At 58.2% G+C, this 24,177-nt stretch carries 27 protein-coding genes and 1 tRNA gene; 15 read left to right on the top strand and 13 right to left on the bottom strand.

The window, feature by feature from the left end; genetic code table 11:
• The first annotated feature begins 94 nt into the window (after positions 1-94).
• The gene (gene tyrS / locus ACXADZ_RS07250; protein WP_171090519.1) at positions 95-1,348 is read left to right on the top strand and encodes a tyrosine--tRNA ligase; all 1,254 of its coding nucleotides are present in this window, start codon (positions 95-97) and stop codon (positions 1,346-1,348) included.
• Positions 1,349-1,426: 78 nt separating this feature from the next.
• Here tyrS and ACXADZ_RS07245 read toward each other — a convergent pair whose 3' ends face one another.
• Complete coding sequence (locus tag ACXADZ_RS07245; RefSeq protein WP_475194338.1) at positions 1,427-2,236, bottom strand: hypothetical protein; 810 nt, start codon at positions 2,234-2,236, stop codon at positions 1,427-1,429.
• Between the two features lie 206 nt (positions 2,237-2,442).
• Between ACXADZ_RS07245 and ACXADZ_RS07240 the strand changes: the two genes are divergently transcribed.
• Together ACXADZ_RS07240 and ACXADZ_RS07235 are read left to right on the top strand one after the other, a co-directional pair.
• Complete coding sequence (locus ACXADZ_RS07240; protein ID WP_475194335.1) at positions 2,443-3,198, top strand: 3-hydroxyacyl-CoA dehydrogenase; 756 nt, start codon at positions 2,443-2,445, stop codon at positions 3,196-3,198.
• Between the two features lie 27 nt (positions 3,199-3,225).
• Positions 3,226-3,756, top strand: a complete 531-nt coding sequence (locus ACXADZ_RS07235; protein WP_475194332.1) for a sugar O-acetyltransferase — start codon at positions 3,226-3,228, stop codon at positions 3,754-3,756.
• Here the strand turns inward: ACXADZ_RS07235 and ACXADZ_RS07230 are convergent.
• The 3 genes from ACXADZ_RS07230 to ACXADZ_RS07220 all read right to left on the bottom strand — a co-directional run bounded on the left by ACXADZ_RS07230 (position 3,753) and on the right by ACXADZ_RS07220 (position 6,944).
• Positions 3,753-5,561: an ABC-F family ATP-binding cassette domain-containing protein gene (locus tag ACXADZ_RS07230; protein WP_475194329.1), complete on the bottom strand. Its 1,809-nt coding sequence runs from the start codon at positions 5,559-5,561 to the stop codon at positions 3,753-3,755. The two genes, ACXADZ_RS07235 and ACXADZ_RS07230, sit on opposite strands and share 4 nt — an antisense overlap.
• Before the next feature lie 68 nt (positions 5,562-5,629).
• Positions 5,630-6,370: a GNAT family N-acetyltransferase gene (locus tag ACXADZ_RS07225; RefSeq protein WP_475194326.1), complete on the bottom strand. Its 741-nt coding sequence runs from the start codon at positions 6,368-6,370 to the stop codon at positions 5,630-5,632.
• 100 nt (positions 6,371-6,470) lie between these two features.
• Positions 6,471-6,944, bottom strand: coding sequence for an outer membrane protein assembly factor BamE (locus ACXADZ_RS07220; protein WP_171090530.1), 474 nt, complete (start codon positions 6,942-6,944; stop codon positions 6,471-6,473).
• An 85-nt stretch (positions 6,945-7,029) separates the two neighbouring features.
• On the opposite strand from ACXADZ_RS07220, the gene ACXADZ_RS07215 reads away from it, so the two are divergent.
• From ACXADZ_RS07215 to ACXADZ_RS07180, 8 genes are all read left to right on the top strand, one after another.
• Positions 7,030-7,566, top strand: a complete 537-nt coding sequence (locus ACXADZ_RS07215; protein ID WP_475194322.1) for a YceD family protein — start codon at positions 7,030-7,032, stop codon at positions 7,564-7,566.
• Between the two features lie 205 nt (positions 7,567-7,771).
• Positions 7,772-7,978: a 50S ribosomal protein L32 gene (gene rpmF / locus ACXADZ_RS07210; protein ID WP_008756996.1), complete on the top strand. Its 207-nt coding sequence runs from the start codon at positions 7,772-7,774 to the stop codon at positions 7,976-7,978.
• Positions 7,979-8,002: 24 nt separating this feature from the next.
• Entirely contained in the window at positions 8,003-9,091 is a 1,089-nt protein-coding gene (gene plsX, locus ACXADZ_RS07205; RefSeq protein WP_171090535.1) for a phosphate acyltransferase PlsX, read from the top strand.
• Between the two features lie 21 nt (positions 9,092-9,112).
• Positions 9,113-10,084: a beta-ketoacyl-ACP synthase III gene (locus ACXADZ_RS07200; protein WP_475194318.1), complete on the top strand. Its 972-nt coding sequence runs from the start codon at positions 9,113-9,115 to the stop codon at positions 10,082-10,084.
• A gap of 96 nt (positions 10,085-10,180) precedes the next feature.
• Positions 10,181-10,483 carry an integration host factor subunit alpha gene (gene ihfA, locus ACXADZ_RS07195; RefSeq protein ID WP_152458234.1) on the top strand — a complete coding sequence of 101 codons (303 nt, stop codon included), beginning with the start codon at positions 10,181-10,183 and terminating at the stop codon, positions 10,481-10,483.
• 18 nt (positions 10,484-10,501) lie between these two features.
• The gene (locus ACXADZ_RS07190; RefSeq protein WP_475194315.1) at positions 10,502-11,107 is read left to right on the top strand and encodes a MerR family transcriptional regulator; all 606 of its coding nucleotides are present in this window, start codon (positions 10,502-10,504) and stop codon (positions 11,105-11,107) included.
• Between the two features lie 60 nt (positions 11,108-11,167).
• Positions 11,168-11,244, top strand: a tRNA-Pro gene (locus ACXADZ_RS07185).
• A gap of 61 nt (positions 11,245-11,305) precedes the next feature.
• A complete protein-coding gene (locus ACXADZ_RS07180) occupies positions 11,306-12,385 on the top strand; it encodes a 2'-deoxycytidine 5'-triphosphate deaminase (RefSeq protein WP_475194312.1) in 1,080 nt (359 codons plus the stop codon).
• Positions 12,386-12,388: 3 nt separating this feature from the next.
• Here ACXADZ_RS07180 and ACXADZ_RS07175 read toward each other — a convergent pair whose 3' ends face one another.
• From ACXADZ_RS07175 to argS, 6 genes are all read right to left on the bottom strand, one after another.
• The gene (locus tag ACXADZ_RS07175) at positions 12,389-12,604 is read right to left on the bottom strand and encodes a hypothetical protein (RefSeq protein WP_475194309.1); all 216 of its coding nucleotides are present in this window, start codon (positions 12,602-12,604) and stop codon (positions 12,389-12,391) included.
• 65 nt (positions 12,605-12,669) lie between these two features.
• Entirely contained in the window at positions 12,670-13,320 is a 651-nt protein-coding gene (gene scpB / locus ACXADZ_RS07170) for an SMC-Scp complex subunit ScpB (protein WP_475194306.1), read from the bottom strand.
• Positions 13,313-14,107: a segregation and condensation protein A gene (locus ACXADZ_RS07165; RefSeq protein WP_475194303.1), complete on the bottom strand. Its 795-nt coding sequence runs from the start codon at positions 14,105-14,107 to the stop codon at positions 13,313-13,315. The genes scpB and ACXADZ_RS07165 overlap by 8 nt, the downstream gene beginning before the upstream one ends.
• The gene (gene nagZ, locus ACXADZ_RS07160) at positions 14,097-15,104 is read right to left on the bottom strand and encodes a beta-N-acetylhexosaminidase (protein ID WP_475194300.1); all 1,008 of its coding nucleotides are present in this window, start codon (positions 15,102-15,104) and stop codon (positions 14,097-14,099) included. The genes ACXADZ_RS07165 and nagZ overlap by 11 nt, the downstream gene beginning before the upstream one ends.
• A complete protein-coding gene (locus ACXADZ_RS07155; RefSeq protein ID WP_475194297.1) occupies positions 15,101-16,156 on the bottom strand; it encodes an SPOR domain-containing protein in 1,056 nt (351 codons plus the stop codon). Before ACXADZ_RS07155 ends, nagZ begins: the two co-directional genes overlap by 4 nt.
• Before the next feature lie 88 nt (positions 16,157-16,244).
• Complete coding sequence (argS, locus tag ACXADZ_RS07150) at positions 16,245-17,990, bottom strand: arginine--tRNA ligase (RefSeq protein ID WP_475194295.1); 1,746 nt, start codon at positions 17,988-17,990, stop codon at positions 16,245-16,247.
• Positions 17,991-18,121: 131 nt separating this feature from the next.
• Between argS and ACXADZ_RS07145 the strand changes: the two genes are divergently transcribed.
• Entirely contained in the window at positions 18,122-18,673 is a 552-nt protein-coding gene (locus tag ACXADZ_RS07145) for a putative pterin-binding protein (protein ID WP_475194292.1), read from the top strand.
• Here the strand turns inward: ACXADZ_RS07145 and ACXADZ_RS07140 are convergent, their stop codons facing one another.
• On the bottom strand, positions 18,674-19,813 hold the full coding sequence (locus tag ACXADZ_RS07140; RefSeq protein ID WP_171668416.1) for a deoxyguanosinetriphosphate triphosphohydrolase: 1,140 nt from the start codon (positions 19,811-19,813) through the stop codon (positions 18,674-18,676).
• 76 nt (positions 19,814-19,889) lie between these two features.
• Between ACXADZ_RS07140 and ACXADZ_RS07135 the strand changes: the two genes are divergently transcribed.
• Both ACXADZ_RS07135 and xth read left to right on the top strand, forming a co-directional pair.
• A complete protein-coding gene (locus ACXADZ_RS07135; RefSeq protein WP_171090564.1) occupies positions 19,890-20,213 on the top strand; it encodes a HesB/IscA family protein in 324 nt (107 codons plus the stop codon).
• Between the two features lie 280 nt (positions 20,214-20,493).
• Complete coding sequence (gene xth, locus ACXADZ_RS07130; protein ID WP_171668417.1) at positions 20,494-21,273, top strand: exodeoxyribonuclease III; 780 nt, start codon at positions 20,494-20,496, stop codon at positions 21,271-21,273.
• 4 nt (positions 21,274-21,277) lie between these two features.
• Here xth and ACXADZ_RS07125 read toward each other — a convergent pair whose 3' ends face one another.
• Both ACXADZ_RS07125 and dksA read right to left on the bottom strand, forming a co-directional pair.
• Positions 21,278-22,429 carry an FAD-dependent monooxygenase gene (locus tag ACXADZ_RS07125; protein WP_475194285.1) on the bottom strand — a complete coding sequence of 384 codons (1,152 nt, stop codon included), beginning with the start codon at positions 22,427-22,429 and terminating at the stop codon, positions 21,278-21,280.
• A 71-nt stretch (positions 22,430-22,500) separates the two neighbouring features.
• Complete coding sequence (gene dksA, locus ACXADZ_RS07120) at positions 22,501-22,923, bottom strand: RNA polymerase-binding protein DksA (RefSeq protein WP_475198517.1); 423 nt, start codon at positions 22,921-22,923, stop codon at positions 22,501-22,503.
• A 382-nt stretch (positions 22,924-23,305) separates the two neighbouring features.
• Between dksA and ACXADZ_RS07115 the strand changes: the two genes are divergently transcribed.
• The gene (locus ACXADZ_RS07115) at positions 23,306-24,151 is read left to right on the top strand and encodes an AAA family ATPase (RefSeq protein WP_475194283.1); all 846 of its coding nucleotides are present in this window, start codon (positions 23,306-23,308) and stop codon (positions 24,149-24,151) included.
• The last annotated feature ends 26 nt before the right edge of the window (positions 24,152-24,177 follow it).

The following is a 24,177-nucleotide window of genomic DNA, read 5'->3' as shown; positions in this document are numbered from 1 at the left end:
GATCGACACCCGGCACACTTATGAAAAGGTGGCTTTTCCTCCTGCGCGCTGCCGCCTATACAGTGCCCCGCAACATTAACCCAAAGGGCACGATATGACCTACCACCCCAAATCGGATTTCATCGCCACGATGATCGAGCGCGGCTTTCTCGCCGACTGCACCGATTATCAGGGCCTTGACGACGCGCTGATCAGTGGGTGCAAACCGGCCTATATCGGCTTTGATGCAACGGCCAAGTCGTTGCATGTGGGCAGCCTGATCCAGATCATGATGCTGCGCTGGTTCCAGAAAACCGGCCACCAGCCGATCACCCTGATGGGCGGCGGCACCACCAAGGTGGGCGATCCATCCTTCCGCGCCGATGAACGCCCGCTGCTGGGCCCCGAACAGATCGACGAGAACATCTCGGGCATCAAAAAGGTGTTCTCAGCGTATATCGACTATGACACGGACGCCGAGAACAAGGCACTGATGCTGAACAATGCCGAATGGCTGGACGATCTGAACTACCTCGATTTTCTCCGGGATATCGGACGCCATTTCTCGGTCAACCGGATGCTGTCGTTTGAGTCTGTGAAGTCGCGGCTGGATCGTGAGCAGTCGCTGAGCTTCCTCGAGTTTAACTACATGATCCTTCAGGCTTATGACTTCCTGGAACTGAACCGCCGCTATGGCTGCGTTCTGCAGATGGGCGGCTCGGATCAGTGGGGCAACATCGTCAACGGCATCGACCTGACCCGCCGCGTGCTGGATCACGAGATCTACGGCCTGACCTCGCCTCTGCTGACCACCAGTGACGGCAAGAAAATGGGTAAGTCTCAGGACGGTGCGGTCTGGCTGAACGCCGAGATGCGCTCGCCCTATGAGTTCTGGCAGTTCTGGCGCAACACCACCGACGCGGATGTGGGCCGGTTTCTGAAGCTCTACACTGAATTGCCGGTGGATGAGTGCGACCGTCTGGGCGCCCTTGCCGGGTCCGAGATCAATGAAGCCAAAATCCGTCTGGCCAATGAAGTCACAACCCTGCTGCATGGCGCGCAGGCTGCGGCCAACGCCGAAGCGACCGCGCGTGAAGTGTTCGAGAAAGGCGGCGTTGGTGGAGATCTGCCAACATTGACCCTCAGCCCTGATGAGTTGGGTGACGGCATGTCCATCGTGCAGATCATCGTCAAATCGGGTTTGGCAAAATCCGGCAAAGAGGCCAAGCGCCTGATCGCCGAGAACGGGGCCAAGCTGGATGATGCGCCGCTGACCGATGCAGGGCTGATGATCGACGCAGGCGCGCTGTCATCGCCCATCAAGCTGAGCGCTGGCAAAAAGCGCCACGCGCTGGTTCAGCTCGGCTGACAAGGCCTCAATCTGAAGAGGCAAAGCAAAAAACGGCCACCCAATCGGGTGGCCGTGTTGCTTCGTAAGACGGGGTGTTTACCTAAGTCCCTTTCCACCACCTCGACCGCCGCCACGACCGTTCCGGTCATCACCGCCTTCGTCATTGTTGGCGTTGTTGCCCCGGCCCGGGCTGCTGCCTTCGCCGCCATTCCCGCCGCCGTTGTTGCCTTTGCTGCTGCCTTTGCCTTCACCTCGGCCATCGCCGTTTTTACCCTTTCCTTCGCCGCCTTTGCCGCCTTTACCTTCGCCGCCTTTGCCGCCGCCTTTACCTTCTCCCTTGCCGCCGCCTTTTCCGCCGCCTTTTCCGCCACCATCTCCGGGTTCGCCACCATCACCGGGTTCGCCACCATCACCGGGTTCGCCGCCATCACCGGGGCCGCCACCATCTCCGGGTCCGCCACCATCACCGGGTCCGCCGCCTTCTCCGGGTCCGCCATCATCGCTCGGGTCGTCGCCATCTCCGGGTTCACCACCGCCTGGCGATCCTGGGTTTCCCGTATCTGCAAACGCTTCACCAATCGGTTCAGATCCCCGGCTTTCACCACGGTTTTCACTTGATCCCGAAAGGCTTGCCGTCGGCAAGTCCGTCAGTAGCGCGGCGAGACCCGGACACTGTGCCCCGGTCACGTCCAACGTTGTCTCGAAATCCGACCGTCTCTGAAGCCTGTCCAGAAAACTCGGCGTCACCTGCACACAATCACATAGGCCCGCATAATCCCCGGCATTCGCCAGGCTGCGGGCTGTTTTTCCAGTACAGGTTTCCGGAGCAGCAGATGCACTGCCAATCATCACCAATCCAAAAACAGGCGCGACAAATACAGCGCCCAGCGTTTGTTTCTTACTCATAACCATATCAGGACCTCCTGGCGAAAAAACACATGACGGCCCCAACATCTTCACTCACAAACAGGCGCGTTTTCGTGAGGGTCGGATTAATTTGTCTTCAGGAACGCAAGTATAGCCCGGATGGGCAGCGTCATCATCAAAAGTGTGGACACCACCCCGCGTAGCAGTTATTGAACAAGCGTTCATATATCTGGGAGGAGTTCACCATGCACCTGTCCACCACTGCAGCACTCGTCACCGGCGGCGCTTCCGGTCTCGGCGAAGCCACGGCCCGCTATTTTGCCTCTGAAGGTGCGCAGGTTACCATTCTGGATCGCGACGCGGATCGCGGCGCAAAGGTAGCTGCCGAAATCGGGGGTCACTTCGCGCAGACGGACGTGACAGATGAAGATTCGGTGGCTGCCGCCGTGCGCCATGGCGTGGAGAAGATGAGCAAGATCACTGCTGCCGTAAATTGCGCGGGCATCGCGTATGGCATCAAAACGGTCGGTAAGGATGGTCCCCACCCTTTGGATGCCTTTCAGCGCACCATCGACATCAATCTGGTCGGCACTTTCAACGTGTCTCGTCTTGCCGCCGCCGAGATGGCCAGGAATGACCCCGAGTCCGATGGCGCGCGTGGTGTGATCATCAACACCGCCTCTATCGCCGCCTATGACGGGCAAAAGGGTCAGGCGGCCTACGCAGCGTCCAAAGGCGGTGTCGTCGGCATGACCCTTCCGATGGCCCGTGATCTAGCTTCAACCGGCATTCGCGTCATGACGATTGCACCCGGCATCTTCATGACACCGATGCTGGCTGGCCTGCCCGAAGAGGTACAACAACAGCTCGCTGCTGACGTCCCGAACCCGCCCCGTTTGGGCGACCCGAAGGAATACGGTCGTCTGGCCGGTTTCATTGTCGAGATGGGTTATCTGAATGGTGAGGTCATCCGCATCGACGGCGCCCTGCGCATGCGCTAAACCTGCCCCATGTCGGAACGTGAAAAAATGCAGTCCGGTCAATGGTATTGCTGTCTGGACCCGGAACTTGATGCCTTACGCGCGCAAGCAAGACGCGCGGTTCACGCGCACAACAATTGCCCACCCGACGCACGCGGCGCGATGGCACCAGAGCTACGTGCCTTGCTGGGTCAAGCAGGCGAAGACTGTTTCCTCGAAGCCCCGTTTCATTGCGCCTATGGGATGAACATCCATCTGGGCGACCGGGTCTATTTCAACACCGGCTGCGTGGTCTTGGATACAGCCCCGGTTCGGATTGGGGACGAGTCAATGTTTGGCCCCCATGTCCAGATCTATTGCGCCCAACACGCCAAGGACCCGGTTGAACGGGCGCAAGGGCTGGAAATCGGCTTGCCGGTTACAATAGGCAAACATGTTTGGGTCGGTGGTGGCGCGATCCTGTTGCCCGGCGTCACTATCGGCGACAATGCCACGATTGGCGCAGGCAGCGTCGTCACCAAGGACGTTGTCGCCGGAGAGACCGTAGTGGGCAATCCCGCGACAGGCCTGAAGCCCTAAGCGCCTTCAGCCTTTTCTTCGAGTATCAGCCATTCGTCCTCAGCAGCTGAAAGTTTCTCTTGCCGTTCCACCAAAGCGTCGGTGGCTTTCTGAAACTTGACAGGCTCGCGGGTGAACAGTTCGGGGTCAGACATCAACTCTTCCAGCTTGGCGATCTCGGCCTCCAGGCGCGCGATCTCGGCGGGCAGTCTCTCCAACCTGTGTTTTTCCGAGAAAGACAGACCGGATTTCGGCTTGACCTCTTGCTTGACCTTTGGCTTTGAAGCTTTTGCTTTTTCTTCCTTTTTGCCCGTCACATCACCGCGTTGCGCGATGTAATCCGACCACCCACCGGCATAAACCGTGGCGCGCCCATTGCCCTCCATCGCAATTGTCGTCGTGGCCACACGGTCCAGAAAATCCCGATCGTGGCTGACCAACAGAACCGTGCCGTCGTAATCGTCCAGAAGCTCCTGCAACAAGTCCAGTGTTTCGACATCCAGATCGTTGGTCGGTTCGTCCAGCACCAAAAGGTTCGAGGATTTCGCCATCAGCTTCGCTAGCAACAGCCTTGCTTTTTCGCCACCAGATAAGGATTTCACAGCCGCTCTTGCCTGCCGTTCGTCAAACAGGAATTCCTTGAGATAGCCAACGACGTGCTTGGGCTGTCCGCCCACCATCACCTGATCAGCCTTACCCGACACCCGCATCTCGGGGTCACCGGTCAAACTGTCCCAAAGGGACATCTCGGGATCCAATTGAGCACGCGTCTGGTCGAACACAGCGATCTCAAGGTTGGTGCCCAACGAAACCGAACCCTCATCCGGCTCCACCTGCCCCAACAGCATTTTCAGAAGCGTTGTCTTGCCGACCCCGTTTGGTCCGACAAACGCCACGCGATCACCGCGCTGCACCAGAAGGTCAAAATTCCGAACAATCTGCTTGTCGTCGAACCCCTTGGCCAAGCCTTTGGCCTCAATGACCTTACGACCCGACTTTGGCCCTGCTTCAAGCGTCATGGCAGCGGAACCCTGACGTTTGATCTGCGCCGCCTTTTCCGCCCGCAACGCTTGCAAGGCCCGTACCCTGCCCTGATTGCGTTTGCGCCGGGCGCTGATGCCCTCGACCGCCCATTTCGCTTCGGATTTGATCAACCGATTCAACTTGTGACGCTGTTGGTCTTCTTCTTCCCAGACCTTGTCCCGCCAGGACTCAAACGCATCAAAACCCTGCTCCTGCCGTCTGACAGCCCCTCGGTCGATCCAAAGCGTCGCCCGCGTCAGTGCCCGCAAAAATGCCCTGTCGTGCGAGATCAATACAAAAGCCGCACGGGTTGATCCTAGTTCGCGCTCCAGCCACGCGATGGCTTCAATATCCAAATGGTTGGTTGGCTCGTCCAGCAGCATCAGATCGGGGGCTTCAGCCATCAACTTGGCCAATGCTGCCCGTCGCCGTTCCCCACCCGAGGCTGTCTCAACGGGGCGAGAAGGATCGAACTTCAGCCCTTCACCCGCCCGTTCCACCTTGTACAATTCGCCCGGCTCCAACCCACTAGAGGCATAGTCCCCCAGCGTTGCAAACCCCTCCATCGTTGGGTCTTGCTCCATATACCCTACGGATTTCCCCGGCGGTACAACGATCTCGCCCTGATCAGCTTCAACCAGTCCCGCCATCACTTTCATAAGGGTCGATTTGCCCGATCCATTGCGCCCCACCAGTGCCACGCGGTCACCGGGTTGGACAACCAGATCAAGATCGGAAAACACCGGATCGCCCCCGAAGGTCAGGGAAATGCCGGACATCTGCAACAAAGGAATTCTCGCCATGCCCGCCAGCTAAACCGGCAGTCACACTGCGTCAACGCCCCAGCTTCACCTTTTCGAAAATACTCAAACTACCCGGCCACCGCCCGCAGCAGACGTTTCCGCGCCGGAGGAATCGCCCGGATTTCCAACCCGGTAAAAACGTGCAGCGTGTTCATGTCGCGATCCACAACCGCGTGATCACTGACCCAGCCGCCCATCATCAGATAGGTCCGCAACAAAGGCGGCATTCGTAACATCGCCTGCTTCAGATCCGGCCTGCGCCGCAGACGTGTGGCAAAGCGAAAAACATCCGGTGCCTTCACCCGCGGCAGCCATCGTTTTGGGGCCAGATGACGGTGTTTGAGCATCGCAAACGCGTCCAGGTACTGTTCGGTCTCGGTACCGGCAAAGGACGAACACCCAAACAGCATCTCAACACCGTTCTGATCCACATAAGCAGTCATCGCACCCCACGCGACGCGCAGAATATCGGGATCACTGCAATCGGGGTGGACACAGAACCGCCCCATCTCGACCATTCGGCCGTTGAAACCCTCAAGCGAACTTAGGTCGTAAAACTGCGCCGAATAGCTGCGCCCGACCTCTCGACCGTGATCCATGCGCATCATACGAAAACAACAGACAATCCGCGCGTCAGTGCGCAGGTCCTCGACCAAGACGTGGCAACACCGCCCGTCGAACGCATCGCTATCCAACTGCTGAGTGCCAAAGGCTTGTGTGCGCAATGCCTGCGCGGCACTGATGTCTTCAGCCGACTGCGCCAATCGGGCGCGATAGCGCCCTTTGCTCAACAAAACCGCTGTCGCCACGGTCGCATCCTCCGGGGTTGCCGACCCAATGTTGTCGTCATGACCTCGCTAACACAAGACATGTGACCGTCTTGTGACCAACGCAAGCCAGCAGACCGAATTAGTTGGCACCCGGAATGTTAGCCGGGTTGAAGTTGCCGATATTGCCAAGCAGCTGACGCAGGAAGCCTTTGTCCTGAACGTTGGAGTCAGTCACACGGCGTTCCAGGGGAATCACGATCCCGTCTTCCAGGCCAAAACGCTCGATGTTTCTGACGACGCCACGTTGGTCAAAGCTGATGGCAACCAGTTCACGCGATACGACCTCAGGCCGTTTCGGGCCGTAGTGCCGCACCCGCGAGCGGACATAGTAAAAGCCTGAATCCCGCACCACACCCGAAGCGCCCGGAGCACCGATGGCTTCTTCCACGGTGTCGCGCGTATCGACGCCAACCTTGATTTCCGCCAGTTCCTCGGCCGGGGGGACATAGCCGTGATTCTTGAAGATGGGCGTACAGGCCCCGACCGCAGCCAGACAGGCAACAAACACAAGCGATTTTGTCGCTGGTTTCAACCGGTTCATTACCTTCAACATATGCACCCTCTTGCCTTGGCCTCTTGCGGCTTCTATCCGATTACAGAAACCGCTGCCACGGTTCAACACATAGAAAGGCTCACAAATGAGCAACCTTACATCACTTCGGGTGGCCGATCTGCCTCAGAACGCTCCAACTCCGTTCGATCTGCGCCCTTCTGCCGCTTCGTTAGACGAGATTCGGCAAGATCTGGGATTACTGGGTTTGCGCAAGCTCAGCTTTGTCGGAGAGGTCCGAGCGCAGGGCAAGCGCGACTGGGTTCTCAACGGCAAACTTGGGGCCACTGTCATCCAGCCCTGCGTCGTCACCCTCGATCCTGTTACAACCCGTATTGATGTCCCGGTTCATCGCACCTTTCTGTCCGATTGGACCGATCCTGATGAACCCGAGTTCGAGATCCCCGAAGATGACGAATCCGAACCGCTGGGTCCCGAGATTGATCCGGCAGTGGTCATGGTCGAGGCGCTGGCGCTGGCATTGCCGCAATACCCACGCAAGGACGGGGCAGAACTGGGCCAGGTCGACTATACAGAGCCAGGCAAACAGGCCATGACCGACGAAGACGTCAAGCCATTTGCCGGATTGGCAGGTTTGCGCGGCGCGCTGAAAAAAGACGAGTGACAGGGGGCTGATTTCCTGTCATAGCAGGCGGCCAGAAAAATCGCTTGAACATGACGAGAATCGCAGTATTTTCGCGCGCTCATCGGATTTTGGGTTGGACATTGCGGGGCTGGTCGCCTAAACGCGCGTCAAACCACGATAAAACGAAATATGAAACCCGGTCGGCGGCGAATCTGCTGACCCTCAGTAGACAAAGGTTGAGACCATGGCCGTCCAACAGAACAAAGTTTCCAAGTCGCGTCGCAACAACCGCCGCGCACACGACGCTCTGGTTGCTGCAAACCCGAACGAATGCCCGAACTGTGGCGAGCTGAAGCGCCCGCACCACGTTTGCGCATCCTGCGGCCACTATGATGATCGTGAAGTCGTCGCACAGGCCGACGAAATCGACCTGGACGAAGACGCAGCCTAAGCCTGATTGAGCGCAGGCCGAGGCATGACTGAACAGCCCACGCACGCCGGACGGATCACCATCTCGGTCGACGCCATGGGTGGGGACGAAGGTCCCGCAGTTGTTGTTGCCGGTCTGGCAAAGTCGGCTGACAAGAACCCGGATATTGGGTTCTTGCTGCACGGTCCCGAGCAGGTCCTGCGAAAGCTAGTCGCAAAACGGCGTGTCCTTGAGGGGCGCGTCGTTTTTCGTGATTGTCCGGACGTCGTCACGATGGAGGACAAGCCCAGCCAGGTTGTGCGCAACGGCAAGCAAACTTCGATGTGGTCCACGCTTGAGGCAGTGCGCCAGGGCGAGGCACATGGTGCGGTGTCCTGTGGAAACACCGGTGCGCTGATGGCGCTGTCGATGATGCGCCTGCGTAAACTGCCGGGTGTGAACCGCCCGGCCATTGCGATTCTGTGGCCTTCGCGCAACCCTCAGGGGTTCAACGTGATGCTCGACGTGGGCGCAGACGTCCGCGCCGACGCCAAGGATTTGTTGCAATATGCCCTGATGGGCGCTTCGTATGCGCGCAATGGCATGGCGCTTGCACGGCCCCGGATTGGGTTGCTGAACGTCGGCACCGAAGAACACAAAGGTCGGGCCGAGCTGAAAGAGGCTCACGCAATGATCACCGAGTTTGCAGAGCAGGCAAATTTCGAATTTGTGGGCTTTGTCGAAGGCAGCGACATTCCGGGCGACAAGGCAGATGTCATTGTCACGGATGGGTTTACGGGCAACGTTGCGATCAAAACCGGTGAGGGCACAGCCAGCCTGATCGGTGACCTGCTGCGCCAGGCTTTCAAGTATTCTCCGCTGTCCCGGCTGGCGTCAATTCTGGCGATCACCTCGCTAAACCGTCTGAAGAAACGGATCGACCCAAGGCGTGTGAACGGCGGCGTCTTTCTTGGGCTGAACGGCACCGTGGTGAAATCTCATGGCGGCGCAGACGCGACCGGCGTGTCGGCTGCAATCAAGCTGGCCTTTACGCTGGCGCAATCGGGCTTTTCCGAAAAATTGGCCGCGCGGGTTGCATCCACAGCCCAGCTTGCACAAGATGCCGCGCAAGCTGCGCCGCAGACCGAAAAATAATCAAAAAGGCAGTACCCCAACATGGCAGGCCGTTCAGTTGTAGTAGGTGTCGGGCATTATTTGCCGGAACGCATTGTTCCCAATTCCGAGTTTGAGAAAACACTGGACACAACCGACGAATGGATCCGAACGCGATCGGGTATTGAGCGGCGCCATTTCGCAGCCGAGGGCGAAACGACCTCGGATCTGGCGACAAAAGCAGCCGAGGCGGCCTTGGCAGATGCCGATTTAAGTGCGGATGACATTGACGCCATCGTCGTAGCGACATCGACAGCTGATCTGACCTTCCCGTCTGCGGCAACCATGGTTCAGGCCCGGCTTGGCATGACCAAGGGGTTTGCCTTTGACGTACAAGCCGTATGCGCGGGATTCGTTTTTGCACTTTCCAACGCGAATGCGCTGATTGTTTCGGGTCAGGCCAAGCGCGTGCTTGTCATCGGCGCCGAGACGTTCTCTCGGATCATGGACTGGACGGATCGCTCCACGTGTGTCCTGTTCGGCGACGGAGCCGGAGCTTTGGTGTTGGAAGCTCAGGAAGGCAACGGCACTTCGGAAGATCGCGGCATTCTGGCAACCGATCTGAACTCGGATGGTCGCTATAAAGATCTGCTGTATGTCGATGGCGGTGTATCAACGCAATCCACCGGGCATTTGCGTATGCAAGGCAACCAGGTGTTCCGCCATGCTGTTGAAAAACTTACAAAAACTGCTGAAACCGCGCTCGAGCGCGCGGGTCTGGGCAACTCGGACGTAGACTGGATCGTGCCGCATCAGGCCAATATCCGCATCATTCAGGGCACCGCCAAGAAAATGGGCCTGCCTATGGAGAACGTCGTGGTGACGGTTCAGGATCATGGCAACACCTCGGCCGCATCGATTCCGCTGGCCCTTTCGGTGGGCAAACAGCGTGGGCAGATCAAGCCTGGCGACCTGATCGTGACCGAAGCCATTGGCGGCGGACTGGCATGGGGCTCGGTTGTTCTGCGCTGGTAACCGGCGCAAACCGGCTTACACAGCCGCCCGCAATTCATTGATATTGACAGCGAATTTGCCATACCCATATGCTTTGATATCAACAGGGGAAATGGCATGGGCGATAAAACACTGACTCGAATGGATCTGAGCGAAGCCGTCTTTCGCGAGGTTGGGCTTTCACGAAACGAAAGCGCACAGCTGGTTGAAAGTGTTCTGAACCACATGTCTGACGCTCTGGTGCGCGGTGAGCAGGTCAAGATTTCATCCTTCGGCACGTTCAGTGTACGCGACAAGACCGCCCGTGTTGGTCGCAATCCCAAAACCGGTGAAGAAGTTCCAATTCAGCCGCGCCGCGTGCTGACCTTCCGTCCGTCGCATCTGATGAAAGATCGCGTCGCTGCCGGGAATCGCAAATAACCCCGAGGTCGCGCGGATATGAGCAAGTCTCCCGACGCGTTTCGCACCATCAGTGAAGTTGCGGATTGGCTTGGCGTACAGGCCCATGTTCTGCGTTTCTGGGAAAGCCGGTTCACGCAGGTGAAACCCGTCAAACGGGCGGGTGGACGCCGGTATTACCGCCCCAATGACATGCGGCTTCTGGGCGGGATCAAAAAACTGCTCCATGAAGACGGAATCACCATAAAAGGCGTGCAGCGAATTCTGCGTGAGCAAGGCGTGGCGCATGTTGCGTCGCTGTCTCCGTCGTTAGATGAACAACCCCCTGCCCCGGCTGAGCCTGTGGAAGACACCGTGGTGCCGTTTGAGCCAAAAACTGCGCCAGTCACGGAACAGATCCACATGGATTTGGGCGAACCATCCGAGCCGTTGGTGAAAGAGGATGCTCAGATCAACGACGCGCCAGCCGCTAACGCAAAACCAGTCGCAGAGCCTGAGCTTGATGCCGCCCCTTTGATGGGGGGAATCACCTCATTGGCGTGGAACCGAGCAGAGTTTGACGACGATCTGCTGCGCCGCATCGCCCCGATTGCAAAAGACCTGCGCCACTGGCTGGATCGTGTCGAGACACAGGCGACGGGTTAGGAAAAAGGCATTGTTTTCCTCTTGCCCCTGCCGGGAAAATCTTTATGAACACCCCAACGTCGGGCTATGGCGCAGCCTGGTAGCGCGTCCGTCTGGGGGACGGAAGGTCGCAGGTTCGAGTCCTGCTAGCCCGACCAAATCACACCGACGTTTATGGCACACAGGCCAGATCCCGCTCTGGCACCAGAGGGGATCGAGATGACAGGTGTATGTCCAAACCAGCAGATCGAAGCGATGATCACGCGTGGCGAAATCAGCGCCAGCCCGGACGTTCTGCCTGCACAGATTCAACCGGCAAGCCTTGATTTGCGTTTGGGAACAGTTGCTTACCGCGTCCGTGCATCGTTCCTTGCGGGTGAACGCCGCAGTGTCACGGATCGATTGACCGAGTTCGAGATGCACCGCATCAACATCACCGACGGGGCGGTTCTGGAAAAAGGCTGCGTTTATCTGGTGCCGCTGATGGAATCGCTTACTCTGCCCGACGACATGAGCGCTGTCGCCAATGCCAAAAGCTCGACCGGGCGGCTGGACCTTCTGACCCGGACCATCACCGATGGTGGCACCGAATTTGACCGGGTTCCCGCAGGTTACTCGGGCCCGCTTTATGCCGAAATCTGCCCGCGCTCGTTCTCGGTACTGGTGCGCCCCGGAATGCGCCTCAACCAGATTCGCTTCCGTCAGGGTCAGGCCGTTCTTTCAGACGATGAACTGAAGTCTCTGCACGCCGAGTCTCCATTGGTTAACGGGCCTGCTGTTATTCAGGACGGTCTCGGCTTCTCGGTTGATCTGCAACTGCCCGACACTGATCTGGTCGGCTACCGCGCCAAGCCCCACACCGGGGTGATTGATCTGGATCGTATCGGCAAATACGACCCGCAGGATTATTGGGAAGAGGTGCGTACCAAGGACGGTTGTATCATCCTTGATCCCGGCGCGTTCTATATCCTTGTCAGCCGCGAAGCGGTGCATATTCCGCCGATGTACGCCGCTGAAATGGCCCCCTATCTGGCAATGGTTGGTGAATTCCGGGTGCACTACGCCGGTTTCTTTGACCCCGGCTTCGGTCACGCTGCTGCGGGCGGGGCTGGATCGCGCGGTGTTTTAGAGGTTCGCTGCCACGAAGCACCTTTTGTGCTGGAGCACGGGCAAGTTGTCGGGCGTCTGGTCTATGAGAAAATGGCCGACATGCCGACGCAATTGTACGGCGCGGGCATTGCATCAAACTATCAAGGTCAGGGCCTGAAACTGTCCAAGCACTTCAAGGCTGTTGGGTAAGTTCTAGAATTTCATGAACCGGCGCATCTGCCGGCTCATCTTCTCGGCCTGCCGAAGCTTTTGCGCATGATCAGATGAATTGGCGTGCTTTGGCCCCTTGGATGTGGCGTCGCCCTTGCCCATGCGACAGGCCATATCAATGCCCTTGTTCACGCCTTTGTTGACCAGTCGGCGCATGACCTGACGCACAATCATATCAATGATCCGATTTGCATTCATTGCTCAACTCCCTGTCCTCAGGGTTAAAGATAGGCGCTTTATGCGGCAACAAAAGGGCTGCGCAATCACTCTTCCTCGAACAGCTCGTTCTGATCTTCGTCGGCCTCGTCCTCGCGCCCTTCACCCAGTGGAATGGCACCCGGCGGAGGCCGGTTTTCGAGAAGCCCAGCCGCCCGAAGTTCTTTCAGGCCAGGCAGGTCACGCGCGTTTTCCAGACCAAAGTGATCCAGGAATTCTGGCGTAACCACAAAGGTCACAGGACGGCCCGGCGTCATACGGCGACGGCCCAGTTTGATCCACTCCATTTCCAAGAGCTGATCTATGGTTCCGCGCGACACCGAAACCCCTCGGATTTCTTCGATCTCGGCCCGTGTACAAGGCTGATGATAGGCGACGATGGCCAGAGTTTCGATCGCTGCGCGGCTGAGTTTGCGGGTTTCGACCGTTTCCTTCTGCATCAGAAAACCCAAATCAGGCGCCGTGCGGATGGCCCAGGCCTCACCGACACGCACAACACGCACGCCACGGCCCTCATAACGTTTCTGAAGCAATTCAACCGCTTGCGCCGCGTCGCTGCCATGGGGCATCCGGGCTTCCAGATCTGCGATTGTCACCGGTTCAGAACTGGCGAAAAGAACAGCCTCGACCATGCGTTCCTGTTCCGCCAGCGGAGGTGCTTCGAACAGTGTACCGGTTTCTTCAGGGGCGTCAGTCACGTGTCTCGGTCCTCTTTCGCAGATGGATCGGAGCGAATGTCTCGCTCTGTTTCATCTCCATATGTCCTTCCTTCACCAGCTCTAACGAGGCCGCAAAAGTTGCCGCCGTTGCGGACCTGCGGCGCACCGGGTCGGCTTCCCAGCCCTCCGGCAGGTACGTCTCCATGTCGGTCCACGCTCCGGCAAAGCCAATCAACGGGCGCATCCGTTCCAGTGCCTGTTCCATCGTGAAGACCGAGTCGCGATCCATCACAAAGGGGCGGAATTCGTCCCGCGTACGGATACGGGCATAGCCCTGCATCAGATCCAGCAGCGTGGCGGAATAGGTCACGGTACGGATGCGCGTAATATCTTCGCCCTGCCCGCGCTTGAAGAAATCGCGGCCCAACTGATCGCGCGCCATCAAACGTGCAGCAGCATCGCGCATGGCCTGAAGGCGTTCCAGCTGAAACGCCAGATGCGCGGCCAGTTCCTCGCCCGATGGCCCTTCGTCATCCGGATCCGGTGGCAACAGCAACCGGGATTTGAGAAAGGCCAGCCAAGCGGCCATAACCAGATAGTCAGCAGCCAGTTCGATCCGCAGCGCACGGGCCTTTTCAACAAAAGCCAGGTATTGCTGCGCCAGTGCCAGAACCGAGATTTTCCTCAGATCCACCTTTTGCGTCCGCGACAGGGTCAGCAGCACATCCAGAGGGCCTTCGAACCCATCGACGTCAACGATCAGTGCTTCGGCCGCAAGACGATCCGCGACCGAGACAGGGTCTTCGCTAAAAAGGTTATCGTTCATATACCTGCCCGCCCATTAGGGCAGATAGTTCCGCTTCGGCGGCAGGGATGTCAAGTTGCTGCGGAGGTTTGCGCATCGCCAGCGCCCGTTCTGCGCGGGCTTGTGCCTGATCGGTCACCTCTCCGGCGGCTTCCATCACTGCGGCACGGTCTGCAAAACTGCCATTACAGTGCAGAACAACATCACATCCCGCCTGAATGGCCTGACGGGACACATCGGCCGGAGTGCCGCTCAGCGCTTTCATCCCGATATCGTCGGTCATGATCAGCCCGTCAAAGCCGATCTTGTCGCGGATCACACCCATCATGGTGGCAGAAATCGTGGCTGGTTGGGGATCGATCTGATCGTAAACCAGATGTGCGGTCATCCCCATCGGCAAATCGTTCAGTGCACGAAACGGCGCGAAGTCGCTGCTGTCCAATTCGTCCAATGATAGATCGACATGCGGCAAGTCGTAGTGGCTGTCCAGCGTGGAGCGGCCATGTCCGGGCATGTGTTTGACCACAGGCAGAACGCCCCCGTCCAAGTGCCCTTTTGCAACGGCTCGACCAACCTTGGAAATCTGTTCAGGATCAGAAGCATAGCAACGGTTCTTGAGAAATGCGTGCGTATCGGACCGCGCCACATCGACCATGGGGGCGCAGTTGCTGTCGATACCCAGGCTGAACAGTTCGTCCGCAATCAGGCGATAGCGCAGATACATCGCACGCTCGGCCTGATCACCTGCACGCGTAACGTGATCCAGCGGTGGCAGCCATTCGCGGGCCAAAGGTGCGCGCAAGCGCTGCACGCGCCCGCCTTCCTGATCAATCGTGATCGGGCAATTGCGCCCGACCACCTCGCGAAAATCGTCACACAAAGCGCGGACCTGATCAGCACTTTCGATGTTGCGGGCAAACAGGATGAACCCGAACGGGTTCATCTGGCGGAACAGGTCTCTTTCCTCCTGCGTCAGACGCAGTCCTTCGGCATCGGTGATCGTTGCGCCAAATTTCACCGCACGGCCACCGGAATACAATCAGCCCCTTGCGCCACCAGCGCAGCGCAGAACTGGCGCGAGTCGCTCAGGTCTTCAAATCCCAGAACGCGCAGGCGGTAAAAGGTTCGACCGCCGCTTGAGGTTTTCTGGATAACGCGCTGTTTACCGTCCATATATTCACCGAACCGACCGCTCAGGCGATCCCATTCAGCCTGCGCCACCTGAGTGCTGTCATAGGCCCCAAGCTGCGCCAGACGCGTGCCTTTGGCCAGCGTGTCGGGATCGACATCCAGCCCAGCCGCAGCCTTCACGGCAGCATTGATCGCACCCTCAGACGCCTCGCTGGGCGAGATCTGACTGCGCGCAGGGCGTTTGACCGGGCGCAATGACCTGCGAACCCCCGGCAACTCGGCAATGGCCGGATCTGGTAAGGCTGCCGCAAAATCGGCGGGATCAATAGCCGGCTCTTCCTCGGGCGTGGCCAGCGACGCCACTTGTGTCCCGTCTTCAAATTCCTGCTGGGTCTTGGCCGCCTCACCCGCCAGTTCAGCCACCAGCGCGTCCACCGCGCTTTGGCGCAGTCGCGCGGCTTCCTGGGTGGTGATCGGCTCTTCGACAACATGCAGCGCCGGGGTTGGCTTCAGGTCGCCGCCAGGCAGGTCTTCGTCCGCCAAAGATACTGGTCGTGGCGCAAGGATCAGCCGATCTGCGGGGGCTGCAGCGGTACCTTCAGCCGCAACGGCATTGACGGCCAGCCCCTGGTGATCCGCAGGGGTTCCACCCGGATTTTCCGGTTGGATGCGCATCGGGCCTTCGGCCGCACGCACCACGGGCACGCCGCTCACATCCCGCATGACCAGTTGATAGCCCCATACGCCAACACCCGCGACCAACGCCAAGGACGCGACGGCGCCAAGAACATTTACGATCCGGCCCAGCCCATACGTGCCGCGCGGTGCGTCATAATCTTGCATATCATCGGGGTAATCATACGCATCCTCAGAATACGCTTGATTCGGGTAATGCATCTGCTCGGGGCTTTGCTGCCCCGAGTAATCGTAACTCGCCATGTCCGCCTCACTGCCCGTTTCGCGCCTGAAAATAAGGCGCGCGGGTCATTTCTTGCCTACCTCGTACCGGCGGTTCGGGCGATATTTGTTACCGCATCTCCTGCGCCGGAGTAACGCCAAGAATACCCAAGCCCGCTGAAATCACAACAGAAACGGCACGGGCCAATGCGATTTTCGACTGGCTTGTGGCAACATCGCCATCCTGTATGAAACGCAACTGGGTTTCGTCATTGCCCTTGTTCCACAGCGCATGGAAGTCGCCCGCGAGTTCATAGAGATAGAAGGCAACACGGTGCGGTTCATTGGTGCGCGCAGCAATTTCCACCAGACGCGGCCATTCGGCCAGCTTCTTGGCCACAGTCAGTTCTGAGGCGTGATCATTCTTGCTCAGATCAGCACCGGAGAGGGTCGCGTCATCTGCGGCAATCCCGGCTTCAGCAGCACGGCGCAGAACGCTCATCACACGGGCATGAGCGTATTGCACATAGAACACGGGGTTTTCCCGGCTCTGTTCCAACACCTTGTCAAAATCGAAATCCAAGGGCGCGTCGTTCTTGCGGGTCAGCATCACGAAACGGGTCACGTCCGGCCCCACCTGATCGACCACATCGCGCAAGGTGACAAAGTTCCCCGCCCGTTTGGACATTTTGAATGGCTCACCATTCTTCCACAGCTTCACCAACTGCGTCAGCTTGATATCCAGTGGCACTTTGCCGTCGGACAGTGCCGATACAGCCGCCTTCATCCGTTTGACATAACCGCCATGGTCGGCACCGAACACGTCGATCAGCGCGTCAAAGCCACGGCTGACCTTGTCATAGTGATAGGCGATATCCGGGGCGAAATAGGTCCAGCTGCCATCCGATTTCTTGACCGGACGGTCCACGTCATCACCATGCTCGGTCGACTTGAACAGGGTCTGCTCGCGCGGCTCCCAATCCTCGGGCTTCTTGCCCTTCGGCGGCTCAAGGACGCCTTCGTAGATCAAACCTTTGTCGGTCAGCGACTGAAGTGCCGCCTCGATCCGCCCTGTGCCATAGAGCGATTTTTCCGAGAAGAACACATCCATCTCAACGCCCAACGCCTTCAGGTCAGCGCGGATCAGGTCCATCATCGCGTCCGTGGCGAAGTTGCGCAGATCCTCCAGCCATTCGCTTTCCGGCTTGTCGATCAGGCTGTCGCCATACTTCTCTTTCAGCGCCTCACCAATTGGGATCAAGTAGTCACCGGGATACAGACCCTCGGCAATCTCGGGGCTCAGACCATTGGCCTCGCGATACCGCTCATAGGCGGACCGTGCCAGCACATCCACCTGTGCGCCGCCGTCGTTGATATAGTACTCGCGGGTCACATCATGGCCGGAATAGGCCAACAGGCTTGCCAGCGCATCGCCGAACACCGCCCCACGCGTATGGCCCACATGCAACGGGCCGGTGGGGTTGGCCGAGACGTATTCCACGTTGACCTTCTGCCCCTGCCCCATGGATGAGCGGCCATAGTCGGTGCCTGTTTCCAACACCGCGGCCAGCACACCCTGCCAAACTGAAGCTGCGAGCCGGAGGTTGAGGAACCCGGGACCAGCCACTTCGGCGCTGGTGATCCGGTCATCCGCTGCCAGTTTCCCAGCCAACACATCGGCAATGTCACGCGGCTTCATCTTGGCTGGTTTCGCAAGCACCATTGCAGCGTTGGTCGCCATGTCCCCATGCGCGGCATCACGCGGAGGTTCAACCGCTACGTTGTCAAAGCTCAACCCTTCGGGCAGAGTGCCTTCGGACTGCATCTGCGTCAGTGCGTCCAGTACCAGGCCGCGGATCTCGGAAAACAGGTTCATTTCGGATGTCCTTTTGCTTGCCGGGCGGTTTAACACGCAAAGCGGCAAGGTCAATGGACGCCTAATGTTTAAGCTTGGTTTGAGCGCAAACCTCGCTACTCTCGGCCTGATCACAACGACCGGAGACACACATGCGCCGTGCCTTGCCTTTTGCCTTGCTTCTAACGACAGCTATTCCCGCTCTGGCCGATCTGCCCCAGCCGCAAGGCCATGTGTTGCTGACGCTGGGCGGCGCTGTCAGCGAAACAAACCTGCCAGCACGCGGTGAGAATGACGGCGGCTTGCTGGGATACCTCGAAGTCACACATGACGGCGCTGCCGGATTTGATGGGGCCATGCTGGATACGCTGCAACAGATTGAAATCACCATCCCTTACGGCCCTCCGGGCAATCAACGAGATTATACGTTCTCAGGCCCCCTTCTTTCTGAAGTCATGATCATGGCTGGTGCCGAAGGTAAATCAGCGCTGCCGATGGCTTTGGACGGGTATCAGGCCGAAATCGCGTGGGACAGCATCACCACCCATAAACCAATCATCGCTACGCACGCCGATGGTTCACCCATGGGGATCGGAGGGTACGGCCCCACGATGATCGTATTCCCGCCAACAGACGACGCTGACCAATCGGCGGAACAAGCGGGGCAGCAAGTCTGGGCCATAGCTTACATCGCTGTAGAGTGATCAGCCCGTCAGCCGGGCGTGATCCTGCAGAGCAAACCGGTCGGTCATACCCGCAATGTAGTCCGAAACAATACGCGCCAAGGCGGTCTCATCCTTGGCAGCTTCAATGTCATTGTGCCAGCGCGCAGGCATCTGTTTCGGATCATTCAGATAAATGGGGAACAGGTCCTCTACAATCGTTGCGACTTCGGCCCGGACCTTCATGACACTTGGGGCACGATACATCCGGGTAAACAGAAACGCCCTGATTTCGCGAAGTTGCGCCCAAACCCCGTCTGAAAACTGTATGACCGGATAGCCAAGATGTCGGATAACCTCGACAGACTGCGCCCCCGAGTTTTCAATCAGGTCACGGGACGTGTTGATAACGTCAGACACCATAACGCCAAACACACGCCGCAGCGCTTCGTGACGACGCCGATACGGGTCAAGGTTTGGGTACTTTGCGTCCACTTCCGCATAGCACTGCCCAACAATGGGCATGTCGCGTAGATCATCGTCTTTGAACAACCCTGCCCGTAGCCCATCCAGCAAGTCATGATTGTTGTACGCGATGTCGTCAGACAGCGCTGCCACCTGCGCCTCGGCGCTGGCATGGGTGTGGAGTTCAAGGTCAAAGCCATGATTGCATTCGGCCAATGCCCAGGGCAAATCACCCACAACCGGGCCGTTATGTTTGGCGATCCCTTCCAGACATTCCCATGTCAGGTTGCAGCCGTCGAACTCGGCGTAGTGACGTTCTAACCGCGTCACAATCCGAATGGCCTGCGCGTTGTGGTCAAAACCACCGTACGGCTCCATCAACACGTGCAAGGCGTCTTCACCTGTATGACCAAAAGGCGTGTGCCCCAGATCATGCGCCAAAGCCACAGCCTCGGTGAGTTCTGGGTTCAGACCCAACGCCCCGGCGATGGTCCGCGCCACCTGCGCCACTTCTATGGAATGGGTCAGGCGCGTGCGATAGCTGTCGCCCTCATGCTCGACAAAGACCTGTGTCTTGTGCTTGAGCCGCCGAAATGCGCTGGCATGAATGATCCTGTCCCGGTCGCGTTGAAAGCATGACCGGAAGCTGCTCTCTTCCTCTGGCACCAGCCGCCCTCTTGCGCGGTCCGGATCCGAGGCAAAACTCGCTCTGACCAAAGGTCTAGTCCTTGTCGCCTGTCCTCGAGTTCCATATATTGTAGGATGCTAAGGAAATAAACCTTTGGAGAGCGGCATGAATCTGCCCCCTACAGTCACTGAACGCGCTTTTGAACGTCTGGCCGAAATTGGCGCGGCGGATCAGGGCCAGGCTCTGCGTGTTGCAGTGGAAGGCGGCGGTTGCTCGGGCTTTCAATACGAAATCGCGCTGGACACCCCTAAAGAGGATGACCTGATCCTTGAAGGCAATGGTCAGAAAGTCATTGTTGATGCGATCTCGCTGCCTTTCCTGGAAAATGCGGTCATCGACTTCACCCAAGAGCTGATCGGCGCGCGTTTTGTGATCGACAATCCCAACGCAACCTCTTCCTGTGGATGCGGCACGTCTTTTTCGATGTGAACCCGGTGGGGGCTTTGCCCCCACACCCCCAAGGTATTTCTGGCCAGATGAAGCAGGGATCCGCTCTCTGACCCAACGATCAGAGAGCTTCACCTGGCGCGGTCATTGGCGCCTCCGCCTGTACCGCCTCAAAACCATCGAGTGAATAGGTTAAGGATCCGTTTCTTCATCTGGCTAAAAATACCTCGGAGCGCGAGGCAGAGCCTCCCAAACTCGCCCACCACCTTGCCGCTGGGTTCATTCTGAGCGATAGGTTGCCAAAGGCTTCGGAGGATCGCGCATGAAAATCGCCACATTCAACATCAACGGCATCAAAGCGCGGGCCGAAGCCCTTCCCCGTTGGCTGGATGACGCGCAACCCGACGTCGTTCTTTTGCAAGAAATCAAGTCCATCGACGAGAACTTCCCACGCGAAATGTTTGAAGAGCGTGGATATAACGTGGAAACCCACGGGCAAAAGAGTTTCAATGGAGTGGCCATCCTGTCGAAACTGCCATTGGAAGATGTCTCGCGCGGTCTGCCGGGTGACGAAGAAGACGAGCAAGCTCGCTGGATCGAAGCCACTGTTGTCGGAAAAAAAGCGCTGCGGCTCTGCGGCCTGTACCTGCCCAATGGCAATCCCGTGCCCGGCCCGAAATATGATTACAAGCTGGCGTGGATGGAACGACTGTATCAACGCGCGCGTGACCTGCTGGACAGTGAAGAGCCAGCCCTGATGGCGGGTGACTACAATATCATCCCGCAGGCCGAAGATGCCAAACGTCCTGAGGCATGGCGGGAGGACGCCCTGTTCCGCCCCGAAAGCCGTGCGGCATTTCGCAAGATCCTGAACCTTGGGTTTACCGAGGCATTCCGGGCCACGACCCAAGGCCCCGGGCATTATTCATTCTGGGATTATCAGGCCGGTGCCTGGAACCGAAATGACGGCATTCGGATCGACCATTTCCTGTTGACCCCTCAGGCTGCGGATCTGATGCGCGATTGCCGGATCGACTTTGAAATCCGTGGACACGAAAAGCCTTCGGATCACGTGCCGGTCTGGGTTGATTTGGACCTGTAGTCCCTCAGGCCGTCGGATCGTAGCTGTAAATCCACTCGTATCGTTGCGTGAGCCTTGGACCAAGCGCCATCAAAGCGGCCTGTGCAGCCAGGCGCATTGGGCCTCTGAGATGAAAGTTCCGCGCGTTTGATCCCGCTGCAGCAACGACTTTTCGCGCGCGTGCTTTGCGCGCGTTTTCGTATGCAGCCAACGCCTGTGCGACACCCGACTGGGCCTCGCAGGCACGTGCAAGACACCACGCATCCTCCAGTGCCAAGCAAGCTCCTTGCGCCATGAAGGGCAACGTCGGATGTGCCGCATCCCCCAGCAGGGCAAGGCGACCGTTCTGCCATTTCTCGGCAACCGGGCGCAGGAACAAAGCCCAAATGTTGACATTCTGGACTTGCGCCAAAATATCGCCCACTTCCCCGCCAAAGTCCGCGAAGCGTGCACGCAGATCAACTGGATCGCCCTCCAGACGCCAGCCTTCCTCATGCCAGTCTGACCGTTCTTCGATCGCTACGATGTTCATCTGGCTTTGGTCGCGTAAAGGATACGTCACCACGTGACGTCCGGGGCCAATTGTCAGCGCAGCGCGCGGCATCTGCTCGGGACGGTTCCATGGAATCGTGGCCCGCCATGCGACTTGATGGGTGAAGGCTGGTGTTTCGGGCCCGTTGAGGATCGGCCGGATCACACTGCGTCCGCCGTCTGCTGCAACGGCACATTCGGCCCGCAGCCTTTCGCCGCCTTCCAGAACGATCTCGGCCTCTCCGGGGTGTTTGCGCACTTCGGTGACGCACGATCCTAGACGCAGTTCCACTCCGGCGCGCAACGCGGCCTTGTGCAGTAAATCAAGCAGGTCAGCGCGGTGGTAGTAATATGTTGATCCTGCGGCGGGACTGGGTACGCGGCTGATCACCCGCCCTTTCCTATAATCACGCAGAACTGTGCCAAACGATTTTTGCCCTAAAGCAGGCCTGCCCTCTGCAACGCCAAGAGCCCTCAGCACAGCCATGCCGTTGGCGCTGATTTGCAGACCTGCTCCGACTTCGGTCAGTTCGGCAGCCTGTTCAAGCACAGTGACCTGTGCGCCCCTGACTTGTAGCGCTAGCGCGGTGGCCAGACCACCGATGCCGCCACCAATCACGCAGAATCTCAAACCATGGATATTCATGCCCCCGCCTTAACGCAAAAACGCCGGAGCCACAGGCCCCGGCGCTTAAGTTTTTAACCCCAAACCGGCGATCAATCGTCGCGGTGGACCTTTTCGCGGCGCTCGTGGCGTTCTTGTGCCTCAAGCGTCATGGTGGCAATGGGACGCGCGTCCAGACGTTTCAGCGAGATCGGGTCGCCGGTCTTTTCGCAATACCCGTATTCCCCTTCGTCGATCCGGCGCAGGGCCGAGTTGATCTTGGCGACCAGCTTGCGCTGACGATCCCGTGTACGCAGTTCCAGCGCACGGTCGGTTTCCTCGCTGGCGCGATCTGCGACGTCCGGAATGTTGCGGGTGTTGTCCTGCAGCCCTTCGATCGTGTCGCGGCTGCCTGCCAATAGTTCTGTCTTCCAATCCAGCAGCTTGCGCCGAAAATACTCAAGCTGACGATCATTCATGAAAGGTTCATCTTCGGCCGGACGGTAGTCCTCCGGCAGAAAAACTTCCTGCTTCATATTTGCTCCCTCGGTATGGCCAGAAACGTCGGTCGCGGTTGTTTCACCTGACATTTGGCTCTCCCTTCTGCGCAGCGTTTAGCCGACGGGCCGTGGAATGTCACTACACAAACGTTGCATCCACATTCGCCCAAGCGGATTTGTCTAAATACGAGACAAACATCAAGAAAACCTTGTTTTTCTATGAAATTCAGCAGGCTTTTTTGGGGCGGCTAACTTAACGCCTTAACGTCGACTGCACGCGAATCAAGCAAAAGGGCTTGGAGATGCAGTAAAAATCCCGTTGTTCAACGCAGGGACGCGGGTTGTCAAAAACCTTGCCGCTCTGTAACCCGGAAAACACAGTTTGCCCGACCACGTCGCATAACCACATGAGAGGCCCATGACAGCACGTTTTAAAGGTACAGCCGAATATGTCGCCACAGACGATCTGACCATTGCCGTGAACGCAGCCGTCACACTCGAACGCCCTCTGCTGGTCAAAGGGGAACCCGGCACTGGCAAGACTGAGTTGGCCAAACAGGTGGCCGGCGCGTTGGGCCTGCGGATGATCGAGTGGAACGTGAAATCCACCACGCGCGCGCAACAGGGCCTGTATGAATATGATGCGGTCAGCCGCCTGCGCGACAGTCAGTTGGGTGAAGAGCGCGTGCATGATGTGACCAACTATATCCGCAAGGGTAAGTTGTGGCAGGCATTCGACGCCGACGAAAAGGTTGTTCTGCTGATCGATGAGATCGACAAGGCGGATATCGAATTTCCCAACGATCTTTTGCAGGAACTCGATAAAATGGAGTTCCATGTTTACGAGACCGGAGAAACAATCCGCGCCAAGAACCGCCCCATCGTCATCATTACCTCGAACAACGAAAAAGAGCTGCCTGACGCCTTTCTGCGCCGTTGCTTCTTTCATTATATCCGCTTCCCCGACGAGGCCACGATGCGCCGTATCGTCGAAGTTCACCACCCCGGCATCAAAGACGCGCTTTTGACCACGGCGCTGACCCAGTTCTATGAAATCCGTGAGACACAGGGTTTGAAGAAAAAACCTTCAACCTCAGAAGTTCTGGACTGGCTGAAGCTGTTGCTGGCCGAAGACCTGAGCGCCGAAGACCTCAAGCGCGACGGGGCCAGCGCCCTGCCCAAATTGCACGGAGCGTTGCTTAAAAATGAGCAGGATGTGCATTTGTTCGAACGCCTGGCCTTCATGGCACGCGGCAAACGGTAGCTGAAACCTGAACATTTGGTGATCTT

The sequence above is a fragment of the Ruegeria sp. ABM4_193 genome (genome assembly GCF_056158705.1).
This window is presented reverse-complemented; position numbering and strand designations above follow the sequence as displayed.